Source organism: Streptomyces sp. NPDC059649 (genome assembly GCF_042734445.1).
Taxonomy (GTDB): domain Bacteria; phylum Actinomycetota; class Actinomycetes; order Streptomycetales; family Streptomycetaceae; genus Streptomyces.
The window spans coordinates 44,039-57,230 of record NZ_JBHWDV010000047.1; the positions used below are offsets into that span (position 1 = coordinate 44,039).

The 13,192-nt window shown below is 72.8% G+C and carries 9 protein-coding genes; 5 read left to right on the plus strand and 4 right to left on the minus strand.

What is annotated here, in order from left to right; translation table 11 throughout:
• Positions 1 to 2: 2 nt before the first annotated feature.
• Positions 3 to 1,589 (minus strand): glutamine-hydrolyzing GMP synthase, encoded by a 1,587-nt coding sequence (guaA, locus tag ACFV1J_RS32840; protein WP_385864264.1) that lies wholly within the window; start codon positions 1,587 to 1,589, stop codon positions 3 to 5.
• Positions 1,590 to 1,840: 251 nt separating this feature from the next.
• On the opposite strand from guaA, the gene ACFV1J_RS32845 reads away from it, so the two are divergent.
• Positions 1,841 to 2,167 carry a chorismate mutase gene (locus ACFV1J_RS32845; RefSeq protein WP_385864266.1) on the plus strand — a complete coding sequence of 109 codons (327 nt, stop codon included), beginning with the start codon at positions 1,841 to 1,843 and terminating at the stop codon, positions 2,165 to 2,167.
• Between the two features lie 1,116 nt (positions 2,168 to 3,283).
• Positions 3,284 to 4,423: an LAETG motif-containing sortase-dependent surface protein gene (locus tag ACFV1J_RS32850; protein WP_385864268.1), complete on the plus strand. Its 1,140-nt coding sequence runs from the start codon at positions 3,284 to 3,286 to the stop codon at positions 4,421 to 4,423.
• A 70-nt stretch (positions 4,424 to 4,493) separates the two neighbouring features.
• Here ACFV1J_RS32850 and ACFV1J_RS32855 read toward each other — a convergent pair whose 3' ends face one another.
• The 3 genes from ACFV1J_RS32855 to ACFV1J_RS32865 form a co-directional block, all read right to left on the minus strand.
• The gene (locus ACFV1J_RS32855) at positions 4,494 to 6,356 is read right to left on the minus strand and encodes a GMC oxidoreductase (protein WP_385864271.1); all 1,863 of its coding nucleotides are present in this window, start codon (positions 6,354 to 6,356) and stop codon (positions 4,494 to 4,496) included.
• Positions 6,357 to 6,406: 50 nt separating this feature from the next.
• Positions 6,407 to 8,128: a succinic semialdehyde dehydrogenase gene (locus tag ACFV1J_RS32860; protein WP_385864273.1), complete on the minus strand. Its 1,722-nt coding sequence runs from the start codon at positions 8,126 to 8,128 to the stop codon at positions 6,407 to 6,409.
• 161 nt (positions 8,129 to 8,289) lie between these two features.
• Positions 8,290 to 10,185, minus strand: a complete 1,896-nt coding sequence (locus ACFV1J_RS32865; RefSeq protein ID WP_385864276.1) for a protein kinase — start codon at positions 10,183 to 10,185, stop codon at positions 8,290 to 8,292.
• Positions 10,186 to 10,340: 155 nt separating this feature from the next.
• Between ACFV1J_RS32865 and ACFV1J_RS32870 the strand changes: the two genes are divergently transcribed.
• The 3 genes from ACFV1J_RS32870 (at position 10,341) to ACFV1J_RS32880 (ending at position 13,022) form a co-directional block, all read left to right on the plus strand.
• Positions 10,341 to 10,811: a hypothetical protein gene (locus ACFV1J_RS32870; protein WP_385864277.1), complete on the plus strand. Its 471-nt coding sequence runs from the start codon at positions 10,341 to 10,343 to the stop codon at positions 10,809 to 10,811.
• Between the two features lie 133 nt (positions 10,812 to 10,944).
• Positions 10,945 to 11,973, plus strand: coding sequence for a hypothetical protein (locus tag ACFV1J_RS32875; protein WP_385864279.1), 1,029 nt, complete (start codon positions 10,945 to 10,947; stop codon positions 11,971 to 11,973).
• 386 nt (positions 11,974 to 12,359) lie between these two features.
• On the plus strand, positions 12,360 to 13,022 hold the full coding sequence (locus tag ACFV1J_RS32880; RefSeq protein WP_265361477.1) for a response regulator transcription factor: 663 nt from the start codon (positions 12,360 to 12,362) through the stop codon (positions 13,020 to 13,022).
• Positions 13,023 to 13,192: the final 170 nt, after the last annotated feature.

Here is a 13,192-nt window from a genome sequence, read left to right on the forward strand (position 1 = left end):
GATCACTCCCACTCGATCGTCCCCGGCGGCTTGCTGGTCACGTCGAGGACGACCCGGTTCACGTCCGCGACCTCGTTGGTGATCCGGGTCGAGATGCGGGCCAGCACCTCGTACGGCATCCGGGTCCAGTCGGCGGTCATGGCGTCCTCGGAGGAGACCGGGCGCAGCACGATCGGGTGGCCGTAGGTGCGGCCGTCGCCCTGGACGCCGACGGAGCGGACGTCGGCCAGCAGGACCACCGGGCACTGCCAGATCTCGCGGTCCAGACCGGCCGCGGTCAGCTCCTCGCGGGCGATCGCGTCGGCCTCGCGCAGCAGGTCGAGGCGCTCCTTGGTGACCTCGCCGACGATGCGGATGCCCAGGCCGGGGCCCGGGAACGGCTGACGGTGGACGATCTCGTCGGGCAGGCCGAGCTCGGCGCCGACCATCCGGACCTCGTCCTTGAACAGCTTGCGCAGCGGCTCGACGAGCTCGAACTCGATGTCGTCGGGCAGGCCGCCCACGTTGTGGTGCGACTTGATGTTGGCGGTGCCGGTGCCGCCGCCGGACTCGACGATGTCCGGGTAGAGCGTGCCCTGCACCAGGAAGGCGACCTCCTCGCCGTCCGCGCCGGCCTCGGCGACCAGTTCGGCCTGGGCCTGCTCGAAGACGCGGATGAACTCGCGGCCGATGATCTTCCGCTTCTGCTCGGGGTCGCTGACCCCGGCCAGCGCGTTGAGGAAGCGCTCCTCGGCCTCGACGACCTTCAGCTGGACGCCGGTGGCGGCCACGAAGTCCTTCTCGACCTGCTCGGACTCGCCCTTGCGCATCAGGCCGTGGTCGACGTAGACGCAGGTCAGCTGGTCGCCGATGGCCTTCTGGACGAGGGCCGCGGCGACCGCGGAGTCCACGCCGCCGGACAGACCGCAGATCGCCCGCTTGCTGCCGACCTGCGCGCGGATCGCGGCGACCTGCTCCTCGACCACGCTGTGGGTGGTCCAGTTGGGCTGGAGGCCCGCGCCGCGGTAGAGGAAGTGCTCCAGGACCTGCTGGCCGTGCGTGGAGTGCATGACCTCGGGGTGGTACTGGACGCCATAGAGCTTGCGCTCGTCGTTCTCGAAGGCGGCGACCGGGACCATGTCCGTGGACGCGGTGACCGTGAAGCCCTCGGGGGCGGCGGAGCAGGCGTCGCCGTGCGACATCCAGACCGACTGCTCGGCGGGGGTGCCCTCGAAGAGGGTGGAGTCGGGGCGGGAGACGGCCAGGGCGGTACGGCCGTACTCACGCGCGCCGGTGTTGTCGACGGTGCCACCGAGGGTGGTGGCCATGAGCTGGAAGCCGTAGCACATGCCGAAGACCGGGACACCGGCCTCGAACAGGGCACGGTCGAGGCTGGGGGCGTCTTCGGCGTAGACCGACGACGGCCCGCCGGAGAGGATGATCGCCTTGGGGTTCTTGGCGAGCATTTCGGCCACCGGCATGGTGGACGGCACGATCTCGCTGTAGACCCGGGCCTCACGGACCCGGCGGGCGATGAGCTGGGCGTACTGTGCGCCGAAGTCGACTACGAGGACGACGTCCGGGGCAGCGGCAGGGGGCGCTGATGGCACTTCGGCGGCCTTCCGGCGGTGTGGAGCAGGGTTGGACTTTCGATTCTAACGGGCTCATACTGAAGCCCATGTTCCAGCAGCTGACCTTCGTCTTTACCTATGGCACCGGCCCGTCCGGCTGCCATGGTCGTGCTGCTTGATCCACTGACGAGCAACTTCCCAGGCGCCCCGGGCCGACAAGGTCCGGGGCGCCTGCGTCTGTCCGGATCTCGATCATCGGCTCCGGGGCCACACCCCCAGGAGATACGGACATGAGCACCTCGACCGCCGGCACGGACACCCGCCCCGCCACCGCGCCCGCCCCCACGCCCGACACCGGCGCCCATACGCCGGAGGCCGCCGGGATCATCGCCGACGCCCGCCGCCGGATCGACGATCTCGACGGCCGGATCATCGGCCTCGTGCAGGAACGGATGGCCGTCTCGGCCGTCATCCAGCGCGAGCGGATCACCTCCGGCGGGCGCCGGGTGAACCTCTCCCGCGAGATGGAGATCCTCGCCCACTACCGCGACCAGCTCGGCAAGCCGGGCACCGCACTGGCGATGACCCTGCTGGAGCTCTCCCGGGGGCAGATCTGAGGCGGGTCCCGCCGTGGCTGGTTCCGTGCGGTGAAGGGTCGGTTCCGTGCGCTGAAGGGTCGGTTCCGGTCGGCGGGCGATCGCTGGGCGATCAGTTCGGGGCGTGACGTGATCGCCGTTGCGCCGGCGTTCCGCCGGTTCCGGGCAGGCGGGGCGCGGGCGGGGCGCATGACAATGGAGCGTGCGCCCGGCGCAGCTGCCGGATCTGAGTTCGGTTGCCGACTCACCCGTACGGCGCGTGACCGGGCGCCGCGAGGCTTCGTTGTTCCCGGTGCCACGCCAGCCAGGCGCGGCCTGCAGGACTACGCGTAGACGCCGCCCCACGGGCGGAAAACCGGAGCGATGAGACGCCGGCCGCCTTCCGCGGCCCGCGTCGTGGGACCTCGTTCCGGTGCGGTGACCGGTCAGCAGGGGACAGCAGCCCGGTCACAACCGATGGGGTGGTCGGTCCTGGGGACGCCCGGGACCGACCGCATCCGGTCGAAACGGTTGCGCCAGGTGAGGCGTATCCAGGACGATGTTTGACGAACGACATACCGCGCCTGGTATGGACTTTTGCCGTGCCGCGTGTCCGCACAGACCGCGACGATCCGGCACTGCGACTGGTCCAGACCACTGCGGTACACCGCACCATCGAGCACCACGCACCACCCCCATAAGCCAGCGGCGCTACCCCCCCCCAGCGCCGCCCCTCGGTGCCGGCGCTGCCCTGACGCCGGCACCGAAAGCCAAGGGCCCCGTGGCCGTCCGCACCCCCCTCGCGGACGGTATCCGGGGCCCTTCGCTATGGGGCCGGGGGGCCTCGCCAGGGGGGCGCACGCCGGGCGCACGACCGCCGTCGGCCGGGTCCGTGCCACCGCCGCCCGCCGGCCCCGCCGGTGCGCCGACCGCAAGGCGCCTGTGGGTCGGCCGTGGATCGGCTCGGGTTCGGCTGTGCGGCGACTGCCAGTCATGTGACCGGGGTCACGGGGAAAATTCCGTTCGAGCAGACAACCTTTTTCGGCCATGGCCAGTCATGTACGTGAAATCGCACGGCCATACCGCGCCCCCCAACGCGACGGCCAGCTATCAACTGGTGCCGATCCACGGCACATTGGACCCCGAGAGGTCTTCTCGATGAAGCTTCGCCGTGCCTTGACGGCTGCCGCTGCGACGGCCGTCATAGCTCCTGCCGCCCTGATGGCGGCCCCTGCCGCGTTCGCGACCGGCGCCGACGCCGAGACCACCGCGAGCGCAGAGCCGACGCCGGGCACCCCCGGCCAGGACCAGACCGACGACACCGCGACGCAGCCGGAGACCCCGGCGGGCGGTGACGAGACCACCCCGGGCGACGAGACCAAGCCCGGTGAGGAGACCGGTGCCGGCGGCGAGTCCGCCACCGGTGGCGAGACCGGTGAGACGGGTACCGGTGGTGAGACGGCTACCGGCGGCGAGACCGGTACCGGTGGTGAGACCGCCACCGGCGGTGAGGACGGGTCGGGCGGCTCGGGCGACGACACCAAGCCCACCGGCGAGCCCAAGCCCTCCACCTCGGCCAAGCCCACCGCGAAGCCGACCGGTGAGCCGACCGACGACACCTGCGCCGAGCAGTCGGACGAGACCGCGATCAGCACCGAGCTGCGCGGTCTGCCGAGCAAGGTCGTGGCCGGTTCCGGCTGGAAGAACTTCACCTTCCGCGCCACCAACACGTCCGACAAGTCGATGAAGTCGGTCGACGCGTACGTCGCGCTGGACGCCATCAGCGCCGACAGCTTCGACGACGTCTCCAAGCTGCTGACCGTGCAGTGGTACGACGAGGACTCCCGCACCTGGGAGGCCATCACCGACGAGGACGGCTACTTCGCGTCCGTGGACGGCCTCAAGCCCGGTGAGTACGCCGACGCCAAGCTCCGCCTGAAGGTCGACGCCAAGACCCCGGGCAGCTACGGCTTCGCGTTCACCATCGGCGCGTACCACAACGAGGACGACGTCTGCGGCTTCTCCGACGTCGCGGAGTACGACTTCGACGTCCTGGTCGCCGGCAGCAAGCCGGGCAGCGTCCCGCCGGCCAAGAGCAAGCCGGGCAAGAACCAGCCCAACAAGCCCGCTCCGCAGGGCGATCTGAAGCAGCTGCCGGTCACCGGCAAGCTCGCCGAGACCGGTTCCTCGTCCGCGCTGCCGACCATCGCCCTCGTGGGCGGGGTCGCGATGGTCGTGGGCGCGGGTGCGCTCTTCGTCGTCCGCCGTCGTAAGACGGACGGCACCGCGGCCGCGTAACCGCAAGCCGTGGGTAGTAAGCCGTAAGCCGCAGGGCCGTTGGGGAGTTGCCCAACGGCCCTGTGTGGTCCTAGGCCAGGGACTTCTTCGGCGGGACCTGCGGTACGGCCAGGAACGGCAGGTTCAGCGCGCCGTGGGCCTTCTCCGGGACGGCGGGGCGGACCGGCTTCACCGGGGCCAGCCGCTCGTACGGCCGTCCCTGGGCGGGCCGCGGGTCCGCCTCGCCCTTGTTGGGCCACAGGGACATCGCGCGCTCGGCCTGGGCGGTGATGGTCAGCGACGGATTGACGCCCAGGTTCGCGGAGACCGCGGCCCCGTCGACGACGGAGATGCCGGGGTGCCCGTACAGCCGGTGGTAGGGGTCGATGACGCCGGTCTCGCCCGAGTCGCCGATCGGGCAGCCGCCGAGGAAGTGGGCGGTGAGCGGGGTGCCCATCAGCTCGCCGATGTTGGAACCGGGGAAGCCGTTGATCTCCTCGGCGAGCAGGGTCGCGGCCTGTGTGGCCTCGGGGATCTGGTTCGGGTTGGGGGCGCCGTGGCCCTGGCGGGCGGTGAGCAGGCCCTTGCCGAGGCCGCTCGGCTTCCGGTACGTGGTCAGGGAGTTGTCCAGGGACTGCATGACCAGGCCGATGATGGTGCGTTCCGACCACCGCCGGTTGGAGAGCGCGCGGAGGGCGAGCCAGGGGTGGCGGGCCATGTTGGCCAGCCAGCCCCGTACCCGCGCCGCCGGGCGGTAGGGCACCTGGAGGATCGTCAGCCCGCCCATCGAGTTGGAGCCCTTGCCGTAGCGGACCGGCTCGATGTGGGTGTTCTCGTTGGGGTGGATCGACGAGGTGATCGCCACACCCTTGGTGAAGTCGGCCTTCTCCGCGCCGTGCCGCTTGCGGTAGCGGCGGTTGTCGGTCTGGGCGCCCACCAGGGCCTCGGAGTTGGTGCGGGTGAGCGTGCCGAGGCGGCCGGAGACGTACGGGAGCAGCCCGCTGTCCTTCATGCGGTGCAGCAGCGTCTGCGTGCCGTACGTGCCGGCCGCGAGGACGACCCGGCGGGCGGTGAACGTCCGCCCGCCCGTCATCGAGGCGCTTCGCGCCGCACCGCCTCGTCGGCCCTTCCTCTTGTCGTCCGTCGGCAGCGTCCGGACGGCGAAGCCGCCCCGGGAGTTCTCGGTGAGCGCGACGACGGACGTCATCGGGTGGATCACCGCACCGGCCTTCTCGGCCAGGTAGAGGTAGTTCTCGGTGAGGGTGTTCTTCGCGCCGTGCCGGCAGCCGGTCATGCACTCGCCGCATTCGGTGCACGCCCGGCGGGCCGGTCCGGCGCCGCCGAAGTACGGGTCCGGCACCTCCTCGCCCGGCTCCGCCCGCACCGTGCCGTCGGCGTCGTCGCCGTCGCCGAAGAACACGCCCACCGGCGCCATGTGGAAGGACTCCCCGACGCCCATGGCCTCCGCGGTCGCCTTCAGATGGACGTCGGACGGTGTCATCGTCGGGTTGAGCCGCACGCCCAGCATCCGCCGGGCCTGGTCGTAGTACGGCGTCAACTCGTCCTGCCAGTCGGTGATGTCCTTCCACTGGGGGTCGTCGAAGAACGGTTTCGGCGGGACGTAGAGGGTGTTGGCGTAGTTCAGCGAACCGCCGCCCACACCGGCGCCGGCCAGCACCATGACGTTCCCGAGGAGGTGGATGCGCTGGATGCCGTAGAGGCCGAGGGCCGGTGCCCACAGGTAGTTCTTGAGGTCCCAGGAGTTCTTCGGCAGCGTCTCGCGGGTGAAGCGGCGGCCGGCCTCCAGGACGCCGACCCGGTAGCCCTTCTCGGTCAGGCGCAGGGCGGAGACCGAGCCCCCGAAGCCAGAGCCGATGACGAGGACGTCGTAGTCGTAGCCGTCGGCCCCGGTGCCGTCCGGGTCCTGGCTCTGGGCAGAGTTCTCCTGCGGCACTGGCTCTCCCTGCTGTTCGGGGGCTGGAGGGGCGGGCTACTGGGGGCGGGTCACCTCAGCCGGAACGCCTTCATCGCGCGCAGGCTGCGGGTCATGAATTGGGCGTACTTCTCATCGGTCATCCCGAAGGCCGGGGCGAGCGGCATCACCCGCTGGTGGGCGACGGTCTGCGCCTCGGTGTACTTGAGGATGCCCTCGGAGCCGTGCCGGCGGCCCAGTCCGGAGTCCCCCATCCCGCCCATCGGTGACTGCACGCTGCCGTAGCCGGCCGCGTACGACTCGTTGACGTTGACCGTGCCCGTCCGCAGCCGGGCGGCGAGGGCCCGGCCGCGCCGGCCGTCCTTGGTCCAGACGCTGGAATTCAGGCCGTACGGCGTGGCGTTGGCGAGCGCCACCGCCTCGTCCTCGTCGCGGAAGCGGTAGACGGAGACGACCGGGCCGAAGGTCTCCTCGTCGCAGACGGCCATCGGGGCCTGGACGCCGTCGAGGATGGTCGGTTCGTGGAAGAACGGGCCGATGTCGGGGCGCGCGCGGCCGCCGGCGACCAGCTCGGCGCCCTTGGCGACGGCGTCCTCGACGTGCCGGACGACGGCCTGGAGCTGCCGCTCACCGGCCAGCGAGCCCATCTCGGCGCCGTAGGCGAGGGCGTTGCCGAGCCGCATGGCCTTCGTGCGGGCGGCGAAGCGCGCCAGGAAGTCGTCGGCGACGGATTCGTGGACGTAGAGCCGCTCGATGGAGATGCACAGCTGGCCGGCGGAGGAGAAGCAGCCGCGGACCGCGCCCGCCGCGGCCTTGTCCAGGTCGGCGTCGCGGAGCACCAGCATGGCGTTCTTGCCGCCGAGTTCGAGGGAGACGCCGACCAGGCGGGCGGCGGCGCCCTGGGCGACCTCGCGGCCGGTGCGGGTCGAGCCGGTGAAGGAGACGTAGTCGGCGTGCTTGACGACCTCGGGGCCGATGACCGGGCCGTCGCCGATCACGACCTGCCAGACGTCCTCCGGCAGCCCGGCCTCGATGAGCTGCTCGCGGGCCCACAGTGCGGTCAGCGCGGTCTCGGTGTCGGGCTTCATCACCACGGCGTTGCCCGCGACGAAGGCCGGCAGGGCATCGCCTATGGAGAGTTCGAAGGGGTAGTTCCAGGGGGCGATCTGCCCGACGACGCCGCGGGGGTGGCGGAGTTCGGTGACCTTGGTGAGGGTCGGGACGACGCCGGTGTGGCGCTTGGGGCGGAGGTAGGCGGGGGCCTTGCGGCCGTAGTGGCGGGCCGCGACGGCGACCGCCTGCACCTCCTCGTGGGCGTGCAGCCGGGCCTTGCCGGTCTCCAGCTGGATCAGGTCGAGCACCTCGGCCTGGCGGCGCAGGACGAGGTCGTGGAAGCGCAGCAGGACGGCGGCGCGCTGCCGGACCGGGACCCTGGCCCAGCGCTCCTGGGCGGCCCGGGCCCGTTCGAAGGCGGTGGCGACGTCCTCGGGGGTGGACTCCGGCAGGTCGGCCAGCTTCTCGCCGGTGAACGGCGTGTGGTTGGCGGTACGGCCCGTGCCCAGCACGCCGCGGGTGAGCCGGGCGGCGATCTCGGGGGTGACCACGTCGGCGGCGGTGCGGCTGCCCGCGGGGGCGGGCGCGACCGGGTTGCCCTCGGTCGGCGCTGCGGGGGCGTCGGCGGGCGCGGTGGCCTCGGGGGCCTCGGGCGCCTCGGGGGCCTCGGGGGCCTCGGGGGCCTCGGGGGCCTCGGCGGCGGCGGAGGCGGCTGTTCCGGTGTCCTGCGAGTCCGTCATGTCGGCGAGGGTATTCCTCCCCGGACGCTTTGTGTACCCGGCAGTAACGGGTTTTCACCGGCCATCCACCCTCACCCACCATTACGCCAGTGTCCGCTGGCCGTAAGGGCTCTGGTCTGGGACGACCGGCGCCCGGCGGCCCGTTGGCGGATCTTGGACCGTTACGTCCCGGTCAGCCGGAAGGCGTCGAGGGCGGTGTCGAAGTGACGTTTGGCCTCGGTGCGCGAACCGAGCGGCGAGGAGATCCACACGTCGATCATCCGGCCGTTCTCGTCCCAGCTGAGGTCGTAGGTGTAGCGCGAGCCGCCGTCCGCCGCGCTGCCGTCCCAGACGAACTCCCAGAGCCCGGCCTGGAGTCCGTTGTGGGTGGTCTCGGTGACCTGGCCCGACCGGTAGCCGCGGTAGTCCGCCGGGCCCTTCGCGTCCGCGGCGCGCATCGCGCCGATCGGGCCCTCCGGCACCGGCTTCTGCACCTGGACGCCGATCCGGAAGCGCTTGCCCTGCGAGTAGTAGTAGACCCGGTCGTGCTCGTAGGAACGGGTGAAGCCGACCGGTACGGCCAGCGCGAAGCCGACCGGATCCTTCACCAGGCGGTAGCCGTCCGGGATCCCGCCGGTGGCGTCCGGGGAGGGCGCGGAGCTGCCCGTGGGACGGGGCGTGCCGGGCCGGGGGCTCTTCGTCGGGCCGGCGTGCGAGGCCTGCTGGGAGTGGCCGGGGCGGCCGCCCCCACCGGCGGTGTCGTCGGTGCCGCCCTGTTGCATCAGCAGGGCCGTGACACCGGCGCCGGCGCCCCCGACCACCACGACGGCGAGCGCGATCAGCAACGCCGTACGGGTGCGGCCGGTGTGCGGGCGGGCGGCCGCGGCCAGCGCCCGCTCGTCGAGCGCGTCACGGATCGGCAGGCCCGGGGTCCGTCCGGCGGCGGGGCCGGCGGAGGGGTGGCCCAGGGGCGCGGGGGCGGCGGCCAGGGGCTCCTCGGTGGGCGGATGGCCACCGGGCACCGGCTCGCCGGGCAGCGGCACACCGGGCGGGCCGCTGACGGGACGGTCGTGCGGCGGGGTGGGGGCGCCGGGGCCGCCCGGCGCACCGAGGGCCGGGGCGGCGGGGAACGGCGTGCCCGGGACCTGCCGAGGCGTGCCCGGGACCTGCGGATGCGGCAACGGCGTCCCGGGGGCTGCCGGGGTGCCGGGTACGGCCGGGCCGGCCGCCCCGCGCTCCGGGGCGCGGCCCGACCGGAGGTAGCCGCGCAGCAGCTGCTCCGTCTCCGTCAACCCCATCCGGCGGTCCGGGTCACGCTCCAGCAGGCCGCCGAGCACGGCCCGCAACGGGCGGGCGGGCTCGGGGAGTTCGATCTCGTCGTACACGACGGCGTGCAGCACCCCGCCCAGCGAGTCGCGGCGGAACGGCGACTCCCCGTTGAGCGCGGCGCACAGCAGCACGCCCAGCGACCAGAGGTCGGCCTCGGGGCCGGTCGGCCGGCCGGCCATCCGCTCCGGGGCGGTGTACTCCGGTGAGCCGACGAAGCCGCCGGCGTCGGTCAGCGTGGTGACGCCGGGCACCTGGGCGATACCGAAGTCCGTGAGCACGACCCGGCCGGTACCGGACTCCATCAGGACGTTGGCCGGTTTGAGGTCGCGGTGCAGCACTCCGCGGGCGTGCGCCGCGCCCAACGCGCCCAGCAGCGCCACGCCGATCCGGGCCGCCTCGCGCGGTGCCACCGGACCGCCGCTCTGCAGCCGGTCGGCCAGCGAGGGGCCCTCCACCAGCTCCATCACGATCCACGGCCGGCCGTCCTGCTCGACGACGTCGTGCACGACGATCACGTTCGGGTGCTTGATGCCGGCGACCGTACGCGCCTCGCGCATCGCCCGTTCCCGCTGCACCCGCGCCTCGGGTTCGGCGGTCGCCTCGTCGAGGTGCAGCTCCTTGACGGCCACTTGGCGGCCCAGCAGTTCGTCGGTGGCCCGCCAGACCGTGCCCATGCCGCCGCGGCCCAGCCGTATGCCCAGGCGGTACCGGCCGCCGATCAGCCGGCCCTCGCCCCCGAAGATGCCCATGACCCCCTATCTTGCCGCACCGCCGTCCGCCCGGCGGGAGCGGCTCCCCACCACGGCGACGACATCCGCCCGCCCCACCGCTGACCTGCGACGACCGCCCGCCGGGCCGGTCCGCGGTCTCCCGCCGGACCCCACCCGTGTGATCAACTTCCGCCATGGAGGCAGTCGTTGCGAGCATCGTGGCCGTTTTCGGCACCCTGCTGGGGTCCGGCGTCACCCACGTCTTCCAGAGCCGGGCGGCCGCCCGCAGCGCGCACATCGCCCGCGCGGAGCGGCTGCGCCAGGAGCGGATCGACGCGTACTGCGCCTACGCGGGGGCGCTGCTGGACTACCGCCGGGTGCTCGTCCACCGCTGGTTCGTCCTGCACGAGGAGGAGCGCTGCGACGAGGACAGCCCGGAGCTGCGCGAGGAGGTGTACAAGACCCGCTACACCGCCCAAGAGGCCATGTTCCGGGCGCAGATGGTGACCGAGGACCCGGGAGTGCTGGACCGCACCGAGCAGGTGATGGACGCGGTGACCGAACTCCACTGGGTCCGCGACCGGGAATCCTTCGACGCCGTGCGGTCGACCACCCGCCAGGGCATCCGGGACTTCATCGCGGCGACCGCACGACAAGTGCGCTGAACACACCAACCGGCCCGCACGACACACGGGGTGGAACCTCCACCGGCTCTCCCACCGTCCTTGACACAGTGAGGCTGCCGTACGGGATCGGCCGGTACGGCGGCTGCGACACGCGGAGCGGGGGTCGGTCAGCATGATGCAGGACGGCGGAACGGTGGACGTCCGGCCGGGCACCGACCCCGGCCGCGCCGCTCCCGAGCACAGCGGCGCCTACCTCACCACCGCACTGTGCCTGGCGCTCTACGGCGGCACGCTGGCCGCCTGGACCGTCTACGGCATCGTGCAGTCCGACGGCACCCTGGGGGACTTCCTGGAGGGGCTGTTCAACCCGGGCGCCTCCCCCGTCCTGCAGGTCCTCGGCCCCTACGAGTGGTCCCTCACGGTGGCGTTCCTCGCGGTCGCGGGGCTGGCGCTGGCCCAGCGGCGGGTGGCCCGCTCCGCGGCCCTGCTCTCGGGCGGCCTGCTGCTCGCCCTGTCACTGCGGGAGGCCGTGGGCCTCTTCGACACCGCCTACCGCGACCAGTACCGCAACGACCCGCTGGGCGGCTGGACGTTGGCCACCCGCGGGCTGGGGCTGGTGGTGGCGCTGGTCGTGCTGGTCGTGATGGTGCCCGCCACGGAACGGCGGAGAGCCGGGGCGCGCCCGCGAGCCGCGGAGGGGGACCCCGCGTGGCGCCGCCCCTCGCGGGTCTGCGGGGTGCTGTTCCTGCTGATGGGCCTGGCCCGGCTGGGCTGGACCGGGCGCGATCTGACGGCCGGCGGGACGGACGTGGTGGGCTATCTGCGCGGGGTGGTGGACGGGTCGGTACGCGGCACGCTCGACCTTGAGTCGTCCATCGAGTTCACCACCGTCGGTTCGGTGGCCGTGCTGCTGGTCCTCGGCGTGCTGGCCTTCCGGGGGCGGCACGACGTACGGGGCGCGCTGCTGGTGTTCGCGGCGGTCGAGCTGTATCTGACCGTGCGGACGGTGGTGTGGCTGACCGTGACGGACTTCTTCAACCGGTCCTTCGAGACCACCGAGGGCGCGCTGTCGATGGCCACCACGGCGTACGGCTTAGCCGCGATGACGTCGGTGGTGGTGCTGGCGACCGGCCGCGGCTTCGGGCCGTACGGCGCACTGCGCGCGGAGGGCCTCCGCACGGCGGGGGCGGGCCGCTCGTAGGCAGCAGGTGGGGCCCGCGTAGGCGAGGAGCTTCCGTAGGGGCGTCACGGGCGGGCTATTGACGGTGCGGGGGAGATCCCCCTCCGAACCGCCCCCGCAACGCCATACAGCGGCCGCCGCGTGTGGGGGTCGCGGCGGCCGCCGATGTGAACTGCAACGCGTCCCGGGCTTGTGGCCTCTTCAGTGGTGCAGCATGTGGACCACTCTGCCCGTGAGGGGGCCCGCATGGCATCCTCCCGAGGTCGCGGGCTCACCCCCGCCGCTCGGCGGGGGTGCGGGTCCGTCGCAAGGCGGGGACCGGGCCAGGGGTACGGAGTCGCGCAGCGCCGGGCGGTTCCGCGGGCCCGTACGGGTGTGAACCAGCAGAAGGCAGAAAGGGGCGGCCGGTGATACGGGTCGCTGTGGTGGACGACGAACGGCTGGTCAGATCCGGGCTCCGGATGATCCTGGGGACCGCCCCGGACATCGAGATGGTCGCGGACTGCGGGGGCGCCGAGGCCGTGGAGACCGTACTGCGCTGTGCGGCCGAGGTGGTGCTGCTCGACATCCGGATGCCGGACGTGGACGGGCTCACCGTGCTGCGGCAGTTGCGCGCCGCGCCGGAGCCGCCGGCGGTGGCGATGCTGACCACGTTCGACGCCCAGGAGTACCTGACCGCGGCGCTGCGCGAGGGCGCGGCCGGCTTCCTGCTGAAGGACTCCGATCCCGAGCAACTGGTGCGGGCGGTACGGACGCTGGCGGCGGGCGGCAGCGTGCTGGACCCGGGCGTGACCCGGGCGGTGATCGGCGGCTATCTGACGGCCGAGGACCAGGCGGCGGCCGCCCGCGCGGTCAGCGGACTGACACCCCGGGAGTCACAGGTGCTCGCCCTGCTCGGCGAGGGGCTGGGCAATGCCCAGATAGCCGGGCGGATGGGACTGGCGCCCAGTACGGTCAAGGACCATGTCCGCGCCGTGTTGGGCAAATTGGGGGGCATCAACCGCATCCAGGCGGCCATCGTCGCCGATCGCGCGGGCCTGGTGTCCGGGGCTCCCCGGGGGGCGTGGTGAGGCCCGTCGGCGGGCGACTGCGCGCCCGCGGGGCGGCCCGGTGGCGGGTGTTCGCGGCCGGGACCTGGGGGCGGCGACTGCGCCGGACCGCGCCCGTGGTCGTGCCGGTGCTGCTGGCGATCGCCGACGCGGTACTGGTCAACGGCCTGGAACTCGCCCTGGAACTGGGC

Excerpts from the sequence above, each read along its gene's own strand:
- ACFV1J_RS32845 (WP_385864266.1), top strand. The coding sequence starts at position 1,841 with ATGAGCACCTCGACCGCCGGCACGGACACCCGCCCCGCCACCGCGCCC.
- ACFV1J_RS32850 (WP_385864268.1), top strand. The coding sequence starts at position 3,284 with ATGAAGCTTCGCCGTGCCTTGACGGCTGCCGCTGCGACGGCCGTCATA.
- ACFV1J_RS32860 (WP_385864273.1), bottom strand. The coding sequence starts at position 8,128 with ATGACGGACTCGCAGGACACCGGAACAGCCGCCTCCGCCGCCGCCGAG.
- ACFV1J_RS32865 (WP_385864276.1), bottom strand. The coding sequence starts at position 10,185 with ATGGGCATCTTCGGGGGCGAGGGCCGGCTGATCGGCGGCCGGTACCGC.
- ACFV1J_RS32870 (WP_385864277.1), top strand. The coding sequence starts at position 10,341 with ATGGAGGCAGTCGTTGCGAGCATCGTGGCCGTTTTCGGCACCCTGCTG.
- ACFV1J_RS32875 (WP_385864279.1), top strand. The coding sequence starts at position 10,945 with ATGATGCAGGACGGCGGAACGGTGGACGTCCGGCCGGGCACCGACCCC.